This window comes from Algibacter agarivorans, assembly GCF_039543245.1.
Lineage (GTDB): Bacteria > Bacteroidota > Bacteroidia > Flavobacteriales > Flavobacteriaceae > Algibacter_G > Algibacter_G agarivorans.
This window is the reverse complement of sequence record NZ_BAABJJ010000044.1, coordinates 162605-177071: the sequence shown is the minus strand read 5'-3', so window position 1 is coordinate 177071 and position 14467 is coordinate 162605. Positions and strand designations below refer to the sequence as shown.

5 protein-coding genes are annotated in these 14467 nt (G+C 33.8%); 1 reads left to right on the top strand and 4 read right to left on the bottom strand.

The window, feature by feature from the left end; genetic code table 11:
* Window position 1: 1 nt before the first annotated feature.
* Window positions 2–268 (bottom strand): DUF1456 family protein, encoded by a 267-nt coding sequence (locus tag ABD935_RS15675; RefSeq protein WP_345193913.1) that lies wholly within the window; start codon window positions 266–268, stop codon window positions 2–4.
* Window positions 269–634: 366 nt separating this feature from the next.
* On the opposite strand from ABD935_RS15675, the gene ABD935_RS15670 reads away from it, so the two are divergent.
* On the top strand, window positions 635–1048 hold the full coding sequence (locus tag ABD935_RS15670) for a TerB family tellurite resistance protein (protein ID WP_345193672.1): 414 nt from the start codon (window positions 635–637) through the stop codon (window positions 1046–1048).
* A gap of 61 nt (window positions 1049–1109) precedes the next feature.
* Here the strand turns inward: ABD935_RS15670 and uvrB are convergent, their stop codons facing one another.
* From uvrB to ABD935_RS15655, 3 genes are all read right to left on the bottom strand, one after another.
* Entirely contained in the window at window positions 1110–3113 is a 2004-nt protein-coding gene (gene uvrB, locus ABD935_RS15665; protein WP_345193671.1) for an excinuclease ABC subunit UvrB, read from the bottom strand.
* A gap of 86 nt (window positions 3114–3199) precedes the next feature.
* Window positions 3200–8884, bottom strand: coding sequence for a choice-of-anchor L domain-containing protein (locus ABD935_RS15660; RefSeq protein ID WP_345193669.1), 5685 nt, complete (start codon window positions 8882–8884; stop codon window positions 3200–3202).
* Between the two features lie 296 nt (window positions 8885–9180).
* Window positions 9181–14367: a T9SS type B sorting domain-containing protein gene (locus ABD935_RS15655; protein ID WP_345193667.1), complete on the bottom strand. Its 5187-nt coding sequence runs from the start codon at window positions 14365–14367 to the stop codon at window positions 9181–9183.
* Window positions 14368–14467: the final 100 nt, after the last annotated feature.

The window sequence follows — 14467 nt, the reverse complement described above, 5'->3', positions numbered from 1 at the left end:
TTTAATTGTTGCTCTTTTTTTGTGTTTTATTTTCACCCTTCTTTGGCATTGGTCCACGGAGGTGAATGACTAAGCCATTCAAGAAATTACGCAAAATTTGATCTCCACATTCCATATATTTAGGATGATCTTCTCTTCTGAAAAAAGCACCTAATTCACTTTTGGAAATTCTAAAGTCTACCAGTTCTAAAATTTTCACTATATCATCATCTCTAAGTTTTAGTGCTACTCTTAATTTTTTTAAAATATCATTGTTTGTCATATCCATAATTTTAGACACTTTTAGCCATTGCATTTCATCGATTTCACTTATAAGTGTATGCTTTTCTAGCGTTTTTTTAGTTTTTGTAAAGATAATTTAAAAATTGATTATTAGTATAACAATTTTAAGTGAAATAAATATATATAACACATTGTTTTTCAGATGGTTGTGATTGTTTTTGTTTTAGTGCAATGTGATGTGCTAAAATGATGAAGTGCAATTTTTTTAGTTGAATAAAAGGCGATTATTGATGAAGTAAATAAAATTCACGATTAACGGCGTCCTATTTTTCGATAAGATACACCATATACACGATTATTAAAGGGCTGTTCTGTGTAACTTTATAATGAAGTTAAATTAATCCCTCAGAATATGGTTAATAGAGTAGAGAAATTAAGTCTTTTATCAGAAATGATTGCCTTTGCAAAATACGATAAGGACATAAAAAACATAGAGTATAATTTTTTGCTTGGAGTAGCAAAACAGCTTGATATCTCACGTGAAGATTTTGAGTATTTAATAGAGCACCCTGTTACTTACACGCATTTAAAATCTCATAGTGAGCGTATCGTTCAGTTTCATAGATTGGTTTTGTTAATGAATATTGAGCAAGAATACGGAGAAGAAAACAATTCCGCAGGCGTTATAAAACTATATAATTTTGGTCTTAGAATGGGCTTGAGCCATGAATCTATAACTAAAGTACTGTATTTAATGGAAAGTTTTCCAAATAAAATAGTACCGCCAGATGTTTTAATAGATATTTTTAAAACGCAGTACAATTAAAGTCAAAAAAATAAGTGTTGATTACGATTTACCTAGAGTAAGTTACAGAAAAGCTAAAAGGTTAAACTTTTAGCTTTTCTAATTTATTTTGGTACTTTTTTATATCGTCACGTAATTTTGCTGCTACAATAAAATCTAAGGCTTTAGCAGCTTCTTCCATAAGTTTGCGTTTTTCACGAATTTTCTTTTCAAGCTCAGGCTTACTTAAGTATTCATTTTCTGGTTCAGCTGCTTTTACAGCTTCTAATTCATAACTATAGGTACTCACCGAGTTTTTTGAAAGCGCATTATCTAAACTTTTATTTAATGCCTTAGGGGTAATATTGTTTTCAGTATTGTATGTTATTTGTTTTTGGCGTCTGTATTCAGTTTCATCAATGGTTTTTTGCATGCTTTTTGTAATCTTATCAGCATACATAATAGCTTTACCATTTAAGTGTCTTGCTGCTCGACCTACCGTTTGTGTTAATGAACGCGCAGAACGTAAAAAACCTTCTTTATCGGCATCTAGAATGGCAACTAAGGATACTTCTGGTAAATCTAAACCTTCTCGTAGTAAGTTTACGCCAACCAAAACATCAAACAAACCTTTACGCAAATCTTGCATGATTTCAACACGCTCTAAAGTGTCCACATCGCTATGAATATACCGGCAACGAATTTGAATTCTATCTAAATATTTAGTGAGTTCTTCAGCCATACGTTTTGTTAGTGTGGTAACCAATGTACGTTCGTCTTTTTCAATGCGTTGTTGGATTTCTTCAATTAAATCATCAATTTGATTTAAACTAGGACGCACCTCTATTATAGGATCCAACAGTCCCGTTGGACGTATAACTTGCTCCACATAAACACCGCCTGTTTTTTGTAATTCATAATCAGCTGGCGTGGCACTTACATAAATAACCTGATTTTGAATGGCTTCAAATTCTTCAAACTTCAAAGGTCTGTTATCCATAGCCGCTGGTAGCCTGAAACCATAATCAACCAAGTTTTCTTTTCTGCTCCGGTCACCGCCATACATAGCATGAACTTGTGAAATGGTAACATGGCTTTCATCTACAACCATTAAATAATCATCTGGAAAATAATCCAATAAACAGAAAGGCCTCGTGCCTGGAAGTCTTTGGTCTAAATAACGAGAATAATTTTCTATGCCAGAACAATAGCCTAATTCACGTATCATTTCTAGGTCAAATTCAGTACGCTCTTTCAGGCGTTTTGCTTCTAAGTGTTTACCGATTTCTTTAAAATAATCATGTTGTTTTACTAAATCATCCTGAATGTCTTTGATAGCATTTTGCAGTACATCTGGAGATGTTACAAACATGTTTGCCGGATAAATAGTTAGCTGATCGTACTTTTCTGTAACTTTATTGGTCTGGATATTAAAGGCTTCAATATCTTCAATTTCATCACCAAAAAAATGAATTCTAAAGGCATCATCTGCATAACTCGGAAAAATATCGACCGTATCACCTTTTATTCTGAAATTACCATGTTTAAAATCTGCTTCAGTCCTTGAGTACAGACTTTGCACCAATTGATGTAATAATTTAGTTCGAGAAATAACCTGATCTCGTTTTAGCAAAATTACATTTTTTTGAAATTCTACTGGATTTCCAATACCATATATACAAGACACGGAAGCTACTACTAATACATCTCTGCGCCCAGAGAGTAGTGAAGATGTTGCGCTTAAACGCATTTTCTCTATTTCCTCATTTATTGATAAATCTTTCTCTATGTAAACACCAGAAACAGGAATGTAAGCTTCTGGCTGATAATAATCGTAATAGGATACAAAATACTCAACTGCATTATTAGGAAAAAACTGTTTAAATTCAGAATATAATTGGGCTGCTAAGGTTTTATTGTGTGCTAAAACCAGTGTAGGGCGTTGCACCTCTTCAATAACATTGGCTACTGTAAATGTTTTTCCAGAGCCTGTAACACCAAGTAGGGTTTGATATTTTTCATTAGAATTAATACCGCTAACAAGTTGTTTTATGGCTTGTGGCTGATCCCCTGTGGGCTTAAATTCTGATTCAATTTTAAACTGCATGTTCCTTTAAATACCTAAACTAGTTAAAGTGTCTAAATTACTTAAAGTAGTTGGAATTTGGAATTTTAGAATTGAAAATTTAGTATTTATCGCTTTAAAGTAAAATGCCCTTTTAATTCAAATTGATCACCTTTATAAAAAATATTGGCATTATACCAATAATCATCAGCAGGCATATTTTTTCCATTATAGTTGCCATCCCAGCCGTAAGAGGTGTGAGTTAGGGTTTTCATTAGTTTTCCATAGCGGTTGTAGATGTAGATAATGGTTCCTGTTAATTGATTGACTCCAGTAATGTGCCAAGTATCAAAGTATCCATCATTGTTTGGTGTTACAAATTTAGGAATATCAAAAATCATTACTTTTTTAGATACAGAAAGACAACCATTAACATCTATAACAGTTATTGTGCGTTCACCAATAGGAACATAGGTAAAAAAATTGGAACGTTGTGGCTCGCCATCATCCAATTGATATAAATAATCGCCAATACCGCTAACCGTAATGGTAATGTTATTTGGGTCTGAAAAATCTACGGTTTCTTCAAATTCTATGGTGGCTTGTTCGGATTCTATTACGTTAAAGGTTTTTGTTGTAATACAACCATAACGTGATGTAATGGTTAAATTATACTCACCTATTACAGAAATATCGATAGTTGCGTTAGTTTCGCCGTAAGGCATCCATAAGTACGAATCGGTAAAATATCCTGTTTCTCCAGATACTCGAAGCGGGAAATTTTCTAAACATATCACTTGGTCTTCAATATTGTTTATTGGTTTTCTTCTAACAAAAGCCGAGAAGTTTGTTGTGCTAAAACAACCTGTTTTTTTGTTTTCAATTCTGGCGTGTATTACACGTTCTGTATCTACATTGTGGATAGGGCTTAAAGCATTGGTATTCAAATTAGCATCGTTTTCACTTAAATAATAATTTATAGTATAGTCGGAAGCATTTTGGCTGCCTAAAATGTGATTGTCTTGTAAGGCAGCTAAGTTAAACCCATAAATATTATCATAATCGTCATCACAAGATTCAATATCATTAGGTTTATTAGCAATTGGTAATGGATTTATAATAAGCTGAAACGGATAAACGTAATGGCAACCTCTGTTGTCTGATTCTATTCTTATATAAATGGTATCGTTTGTAGTTGCGTAGGTGTAATCGGTACTTATTGGAGCCATGTTGGCTTCGGCATCTGTATCATTCAAATAATAAGAAATTAAGGCATCGGGGTCATTAGCTACTATTACTGAATTAATGGTGTTTAAGTCAAAATAGCGTGTTGGGTTATCACAAATTTCATAGGTATTAAATGTGTTGATCGCTGGCGGAGAGGTTATGATTAGTTCCTGATTAATAACGTTGTAACAATCTGCTGAAACATTATAAACTTTGATATAAATGGTCTGAGGATTTGATAAGTTTGTGTAATTAACTGGGTCCGAAATGGCTGAAGCATCATCATCAATTAACGTTAAATCATCAAAATAAGACACGATGATATTGCTTGAAGGTGTTGTGAATAAGTTGCCTTCATTTGTAGATATATCGAAAACTACTGTTTCGTCATAATCCACATCACATTGAACAAGAGGCGTAACTTCATTGGGATATAAATGTACAATCGTATTAAACTGGGTCGTACTATAACATCCCGTAACATTATTTTCTATACGGATGTAGATAATTTGACCATTAGCGGCATTGTAATTATCTGTTAAAGGCGAATCGTTATTGTTGGCAGAGGCATCATTATCATGATATGTGATGGTAAATGCACTTGGATTTTGTCCTCCTAAAATGCTATTGTTTTGTGTTGATAGGTCGAAGACCTCGAAACCATCTGCGCTAACATCATCACAAGATTCCATATCTAAAGGTTGGTTGGCAACCGGCAAAGGGTTAACAACAAGTTGAAACGGATAGACATAATGGCAACCTCTAATTGCTGATTCTACTCGAATATAAATGGTGTCGTTCGCACTGGTATAGGTGTAATCGGTACTAATTGGTGTGTTACCAATTTCGGCATCTGTAGCAGTTAAATAATATGTAATTATAGCATCAGCATTATTTTCTACAATTTCAGAATTAATTTCATTTAAGTTGAAATAACTAGCAGGGTTATCGCAAATTTCATAGGTTTCGAATTTTACAATAGCAGGAGGTAAGTCTACCGCTAGTTCTAAAGGTAAACTAACCGAACAATTTGAGATGGTGTTATTTATTTTTATAAATACCGTTTCTGGGTTACTGGTATTATTGAAGTTTTCAGGATCGGTAATAATATCTGTATCATTATCAACACCATCTTGCGAAGTATGATATGATATCACTAAATTATCTTGCCTGAGCCCTAAAATTTGTACTTCGGATTGTTTTAAATCGAAGGTTACAAAACCATCATAATCTACATCACATATTATAAGTGGTTCTGGTTCGGTTGTTATAGGTACTTGTACGATACTAAGCGTAAAATCTGCTATCCCATGACAATAGGTGCCATTGGTAATTCGAGCGAAAATAGTTTGTGGATTATAATAGTTTGTGAAGTTTGGGTCGATTTCAGAATAACCATTTTCAGCATCATAACGGCTCGTGTGAAGGGTAACGGTTAGATTGTCACTTATGCCATCTTTTATATCCTCAATGGTTGATGTAAGGTCGAATATTTCAACAGCGTCATTAGAAATATCATCACAAACTTTAATATCATCAGGTTCGTTAAATAAAGGAATAGAGCCTACCTCCACACCAAAAGAAGAAGTGTTATAACAATCAGGATCTGTAATACTTTCGACCCTTACATAAATTGTTTGTGGGTTCGAGGTGTTGTTGTATATGTTGTATTTATCAATCTCATTGGTGCGATCTATGGCATCTTGTTCGGTTTCAAAATAGAGGACTTGTTTGCCGTATTGGTTATTTAAAATTTCAGCATCTTTAACATAGAAATAAAAATCTGCAATATCGCTAAAGCCAGATTCACAGTTTTCAAAGGTGCTAATACTTGTGAATATGGGTAAGGTATTTACGTTTATATAAATGTAAGAGATATTAAAACATGAGGTTGTGGTGCTCTTAACTCTAAAATATATGTATTGATTTGTTGCATTAAAATTTTCAGGATCTGAGATTGCGTTTTCATCATTATAGGCAGCCCAATAATTATCAAAATAGCTAATTTCTAAGTTTGAAGTGTTTGAAACAACATCAGGGACAACATGGGTTAAATCAACTACGGAGTAGGCATCTTGATCATCATCGCAAATAATAATATTGTCGGGGTAGTTAACTACCGGTGCGGTTATAATATTAATTTCAATAGGTTTTATTGCAACACACCCAATATCTGGATTAAAAACCCTGATAAGTAATTTTTGTGGATTTGCTGAATTGTAAATTGTGGGAGGTAATCTGTTCTCGTCGTTTTGGGCATCTATTTCATTGTAATAATAACTTATGCTCACTGGCGATATCCCTGCAGTTAATTCTCTATCAAAAGTGCTCAATACAATGGAAGTATAGCCATCAGTATCCGTATCGCAATAATCCAAACTACTAACATCTGGTAATTCTAAAGCAGGATTAATCACTAAATCTACCAATAGGTTTACTTTACACAAATCGTCAACAACTGTTGTGTAAAGTATTGTTGGACTTGAGGTCACTGTAAACGGTGCGTTTTCGTTTATCGGGTTGGTTTGGTTATCTAGATCATCTTGACTTCTATAGAAAACCACGTTTAAATTGCCATATTCTGATATTATATCTTCTTCAATACTAGCCAAATCAAAACCTTCAATACCATCATTGGAAAAATCGTCGCAAATAATATATTGATTAAAATCAATGCCAAATTCGACTAAATTGGTTTGTAATTCTACGGTTGTAATTGAGAAACATCCAGTTGTGTCATCAACAACTCGAATGTATATGAGTTGAAAATAAGGGTCTATGTTTTGGTAATTGGTTGCGTTACCTATTTCATTTGTACCGTTTTGAGCATCAGTTTCGTTGAGGTGAAACGTGGTTGTTGCATTGGTTACGCCATTTAAAACACTAGTTAAAACGGAGGTTAAATCAAAGTCTGAAAAACCATCAGAATTCATTTCACAAGCATTAATGTAATGCCTGTCTTTTAAATTAATATCTGGGTTTGGTTGTACAGTAACATCAATAGTTGTGGTGGAATAGCAGCCCGTAAAAGAGCTGTAAACCCTAACAAATAAAGTGTCTGTTGGATTTGTATTTGTGTATGGTGGGTATATTTGGTAATAACCTTTATCTGCATCTTGTTGCGAATAGTGATAGGTAACTTGTAATGAGGTGTCTCCTCCTGTAATGCCATAATTAGCTTGGGTTAAATCTATTACCCTAAATCCATCATTGCCTTCATCGTCTTGGTCATCACAAACAACAATAGGGTCTGGATTATTAATTACGGGCACTTCATTTACTATTAAATTGAATGTTGGATACGCTAAGCAACCGTTATTGGTATCTTCAATTCTTACATGAATAGTTTGAGGGTTACTGGTATTTGAATATGCGGATGTAATTGGGTTATTATTGTTTTTTGCATCATCGTCAGAGGGGTGATATGAGATATTATAGTTTCCAGAAGGCACTGAATAAAGAATTTCGTAATATTTTGAATTCAAATCAAAACTTTCTATACCATCATTGCCAGCCGTGTCACAAAGAATAAAATCTGTAATGTTACCGGAAATTTGTTCGCCATTTAGGATAACTTCAATGTCATTATCAATAAGACAAGAGGTATTATTTACTTGTAGTGTTATTTCAACTTTGTAAGTTCCGGATGTTGCTGCCGTATAATTGGCGTTATTTTCACCTGGAATTAAGGTGTCGTTTAAAAACCATGAGTAAGTGGCTAAATTATTATTAATATTGGCATTCAATTCTACAGTATTGGCACAAGTTGATACATCTGGACCTAAATCTACCGAGGCATTAAAACTGTTTCCTTCAATAAAAACTGCAGAATCGAATTTATAATCTGTTTGATCTGCAATAACTAATTTTATATGGTACTTTACATTGGGAGTAATTGTTGCATTTGCAGTAAAAACCGTTGTCCTTCCATTAAAATTGGTATCTCCAATATTGAAACCTTCAAAATAACTTTCATTTTGCGCTGCACAAAAGTCAATAATGTTTTCATGAATAGTTGTTGTATTAACGGGTGTATTTGTTCCCGGTATTAAGGCGATGTTTTGGTATGGATTTGCAGTGCCAGCTTCTTTTATCAAAAAAGCAAATCCATCAGAATAATTACAAGGGTTTGTTTGGTAATACTCTTCTGAAGCTAAAAGATAATTAAATTGAACTTGGTTAGAGAAAGAAACAAAGTCAAACTCGATTGAGGTAGCGTTTAATGTATTGCTAATGCCTAAAGCTGTTTCTAAATCGGTGTCTGTGCCCCAATTATCATTACCTTCTGCTAAAATATTTGTATTTGTACTGTTTCCAGCAGAATTTACACTGCCTGTAGAAAGCACGATTCCATTTTCAAAAGGAAAGTTAGAAGATGCTTTTTCAAAATACCCATAGCTTTCTAAGCTACTGGTACTTCCATTTACGGTAGATTGAATATTGGTTATTTCCACACAACCTTCAGCTAAATTATTTAAAATAAGTTGTTCTAAGGAAATTGAACTATCTGTTGTGATTTGCTGAGAATGTGTTTTATTCGAAAATATAAAACACAATAAAAATGCTAGCGAAAAAAAGTACTTCATGCTAGGTTTTGGTTTTTGGTTTTAGCCAATGTGATTAACATTAACTAATTGGTTAATAGCTAATGTAAATGTATAGATTTAAAAAGAGTTTTACTATACCCAATTATAGGTATATTAAGGTTTTACGATAAAATGTTGAAATGAATAGATTAACATTTTTTATTATTTTATTTCATCGTATAAAAGTACCCTTTAAAAGAAAACTTAGTTATTGTTAGGTGTAACTTTTACAGACTTTATAAGGTAAAATGGATTATTTTATTTGATAATAAGTTTAAATAGTAAATAGTTAGGTCTTATCGTTTTAAAGTAAAATGCCCTGAAAATGCTCTACCATCTTCAAGAAATACTTTAAACCAATAATCGTCTGTTGGCATTACAGCTCCATTAAAAGTGCCATTCCAGCCCTGTTCTGAAGGTCTTATTTGTTTAAGAAGTTTGCCATAACGGTCATAAATTGAAACAGTGCTATTTACTTGATTAGTCGTACTTATACCTTTAATTTGCCAAAAATCATTGTATCCATCTCCATTTGGTGTAAAGAATTTTGGGTGACCTATAACAGAAATGTTTAGTTCTACTGCATCACAAGTAGCTTCATTGTCTTGGACAAATAGTGTGTAAAAACCTGCTCTTACATTATTAAAAACAGGGTTTTCTTGATAAGGAAACGTAAGGTCCCCTGAATCTGAAACAAGAGAGAACATGTAAGTGCTATTACCCAGACCAGATGGATTTAAAATAGTTACTGTATTGTTTTCTGAAAGATCAACTATTTTGATATCGTCTAAAGTAATATTTGCGACGTCTGCTGCTCTAATATTTACTGAAAGTGATTTAACACATAGGCTTGTAGGGTTGGTAAGTGCTATAGTGTATTTCCCTGGTTGAGATATGTTTTCTAATATAAGATTATTCCCTAGAATAGTTCCGTCCTCAAAAGTCCATTGATAGTCAAATGCTTCGGAAGGATTTGTTTGAATTGGTACTAAATCAAATGGAACAAAAGGGGCGTTACAAACAAGAATTTCTTCATCTAAAATAAATTCAGGTAAAGGATTTACAGTAAGTTGAATGTTCGTATTTGCTGTACAAGTTGTATTTATAGGGTTTATAACTTCAACAGTAATCGTTTGGTTTCCAGAAATAAGTGGATTTGGTAGGGTTGTACTATCTGTAATGAGATTTCCATTTTCATCTATATAATCATAATAGATTTCCATGTTAGTTTGTGTGCTTAAAATGGTTTCGGTAAATATTGAAGTATCAAAAGGATAAAACCCGTCATCAGTAATATCTCCTGAATCGCCATCGCATACTATTTGCGCCGGTACTGGATTTGTTATGGGTTGTTCATCTACAATAAATTCTAACGTAGTTTCATCATAACAAGGCCCATCTGGCGCGGCACTTGCATTATTGGTAACACGAATGGTAATGGTTTGATTTGCTGTTAGGAATGAAGGCTGTATAGGACTTGTAACAGGTGTGCCATCAGCATATAATAATGTATTGCCGTTAGAGTCAAAATAAGAAATGTTAACATCTGCTGAATTTTGACCGCTAAGAATATCTGTTTCTAAATTAGATGTGTCAAAAGGAAATTCGCCATCGGCATCATCATCACATTGTCTTCCAATATTTATTGTATGAGCTATAGGTAAAGCTTCAACGTTTAATAATATATGGGCTCCTAGACCTAAACAGTCGTTTGCTATAGCGCTATCTACTCTTATATAAATAAATTGAGAATTTGGATAGCCAATATTTCTGTAATTGGACGTGTTTGTTATTTCGTTTATTTCTGCTAAAGCATCAGCTTCATTTCTGTAATAGCGAGGCGGTAAAGGGTTTTGTCCTGATGGAATAAAACCTAAAATGGTAGCCGTTACGCTGCTAAAATCAAATGTTGCTATACCATCTCTATCATCATTATTATTTACAGTATCATTACCATCAATATCTAAAAAATCATCACATTGGTTAAAAGTGACTACAAATGTTGGAGGGACCACTGTGGTTGACACATTTAATTGAATTTGTGAAGTGGATGCACAACCAAATTGCGATTCTATTCTTGCCCAAATAGCGTCCGAGCTAATGGTTCTGTTTTCAAATATTGTAGGGTCACTAATATAATCGGGACTTGCAACATCTCCTGAAATTGCAGCTGGCTGGGTTAAAAAATAGGTAAAGGTTTCGTTGACTGAATTTGTTGAAATTTCACTGTTTACCTCTGTTAAATTAAAAGGACTGTACCCAAGTGTGGTTAGGTCATTATCATCACATTGTATTAAAATAACAGGTGAGGTAACAATAGGTAAAGGGTTGACAGTTAAATCAATTTCATCAGAATATAATCCACAAGTATTGCCAATTCTATCTATTTTGACTCTGTACTGATACGTGTTGAATGATAAAGGGATACTCGTTATATTTAGATTTGTTGTTTGCGAACCATTATAGGTAGCGTCATCAACAATCATATTCCAATTAATGCCATCTGTACTGACCTCCCATTGATAGGTTTCGGCATCAGGTGATATTACAGCAATTGTTCCAGTTGAAGACTCACAAACTTCTGTATCTATGGGTTGAGTAGCAATGGTTAGAGGAGCAAAATCTAAATAATCACTATTTGGTAGGGAGTAACCATCAGTTGCATTTGTAACTAGCCCTAAAGTATTAGTAGTTACAATATTATCGCCTAAAAAATCATCGCCATTAGCGTCAGAGAAACCTGCCTCAATAACATCGCTACAACCGTCACCATCACTATCAGCATCTAAATAAGTAAAAATAGTATCATTATCTAAGTCATTCAGAGTATATCCAATTATATTACTATCTGGAGAAGTTTCAGCAGCATCTGCCCACCCATTCATACCGTAAGTTGGACCATCTTCTATACCGTCTAAATCGATGTCTGATAATGTACCTAATTGTCCAGTTTCAATTAAATCATAAATGCCATCATTATCGCTATCTAAATCGTAAAAATCTAAAACACCATCGTTATCTGAATCAATAGGGCTTACTGTAATATCATAAACATCATCTAGTCCGTTTAGATCGGTATCTATATTTGATAGTATTGTTAATACCCCTTGATTTTCAATAAAATCTGGGATTCCATCATTATCGCTATCAAAATCAAGTTCGTCTTTTGTGCCATCAGTATCGTTGTCCTGTTTGAAGCATGTAAGCGATAAGTTAGCAGAAAATGTTGATGATTCAGTAATATTTTGGAGCGTATGTACAAAGGAGAACCCTTCGACAGAGTTGGCTAAAAATTGAAAAGGAGTATTTCCATTTGGGGAAGGGTTAATTCTAAATTGAATTTCTGAACCTGACATTTGAGTAACTCCTGTTTCAAATAAACCATCAAAATTGGAGTCTATTAATAGTCTATTGTCAGGGTCAACTAGTGTAATGTTTTTATTTGCAGGAGCAATTCTAACAATAAATACATCACCGTTTACAGCGGTATTAGTTATAGATGGATGTTCTGTAAGTTTAACATTAACAGGTTCTGTAAAATTAACAGTGTAATTACCTTCGGCAGAAGCAGCATTACCAACGGTACTTGTAAAATTTCCTAAGTTGTCGCCAGTTAAACTATTAGAATTACCTGAGCTACTTGACTCTGTATATGCACCACTTGCAATTAGGCTGTTTGTAGAATTATCCTGGAATACTAAAATAGGATTGGTTTCATTTGAAATATCTAAGGTAACATCACCTCTGGATTCAGTACAATTTAGTATACCATCATTATCATTGTCTATATCTATATTGTCAATGATACCATCATTATCAATGTCATCAGGGCATAGGCTTACTGGTATTTCAACAGATTCCAAGGTTTCTCCCGTACAAGTTATAGTGCCAATTAACTTATATCTTGCGGGAATTGTAGGGGTTATAGAAGGGATGTTTGTTGCTAAAGATTGAAACCCTGACCCATCATCATAAGACCATTCATAAGTATCAAAATTTTGAGCATTTGCAGCTTCTAGTGTTACATTTGGAATACAATTCCCTAAGGTTGCAAATTGGGCATCAAAATTAATTTCTGGCGCAGAAGGAAAGCCAGAATAAAAACTTCCTGAGGTCGCTGAACCATTAACATTAAAATAGGCCACGTAAAGCTCATCATCTCCTTGAACAGAAACGTTTCCTGTTAATCCTGTTACTCTATAGGTTACATAGTCGCTTTTACCGTTAACTAAAGTTGGACCAGTTACATTTACGTTAGAAGGCAAGGATGCTAACGCTGTATTATTAATAGTAATTATTGCGCCTTGTTTTGTTACAATTGAAACGCCACTTTCTTGTGAGTAATCTGTTGCTCCAATAAAATCAATAATAGGAATATTATCTATATTCCCTCTGGTTTCACAGCTCAAGGGAGGTACGAAAAACATACCTTGATTGGCTTCAGATGACGAACCAATACCTTGGTATACAAATGCGTCAACACTTGTTTCAATATACATATTTCCATTGGCATTATAATTGTCGCCCTCAAAAACTCTATACTTGTCAGTTGCTGTAATTGTAATAGGAGTTAAACTACCATTTACAAATACGTTAGCAGGATAACTAGAGGGAATTACTAAAATGTTTTCCCAATCATCATTTCCGTTACCTCTTACAAAAATATACTCATTGCCTATTTTTGAACTACCTACAATTTGATCAATACCATAATCTCTTGCCCCACCGTTGCCAAAACTACCATTGGCAGAACCACAATTAACAACAATAGGTTTGGTAGATGTTACAGAGCTCCCTATTAAACCGTCCATTAAGTTATTAACTGATGGCCCGTTGTCTAAAATATTTGCTGCAACAATATAACTTTCACCTTCATTAAGAGTAATGATTATTGGTGTTGTACCAGAAAAATTTTTTATGTTAAATCCTGAAGGTAAATTATCAAAAGTTACTTGTGTATCATCTTCAGTAGCCATAACGGATACAAAGCTTAAATAGTTGCTTTGAGGGTTTTCACTTGTAAACGTTCCAATTCTAAAAGATGTATCTAAGGCAGAAAGTCCTTTGCTAACTAAAGCACCTGCTTGGGCACCACCACCTGCATTCATTCTAACTGAAACGTAAATAGGAGCTTCAGCCTCAATAATGTACCCTTTATTGTTAAATACAGTGCTTGTAGTATTAGAATTAACAAATAATTGTGTTGCCCCTGTACCAATAGACTGAGTTTGAGGCGTTGTGTTAGATACAGTACCAGTTATGTAATTTGCAACCGTTTGTCCTACTGGAATTATTGTGTAAGGCACCATTGAATTACTCGGCGTGGAAATGTATAGGTATTGATCTTCTGGATTAGCATTACCAAATTCCGCAGCAGTTAAAGGTGGGATATAATGTGTTTTACTTAATTGAGAAAAACCTAAATTTCCAATAAGGATAAATAGAACGAGATATAAGTATTTTTTTTGGAACTGAATATACATTTTATCAATTAAAAGTTTACACTTCAATTGGTCTCAATCTGGAGCCAATTACGAAAATATGACATTTAATTAAGTTAGACTTCGGAAATTGAAAAAGGTT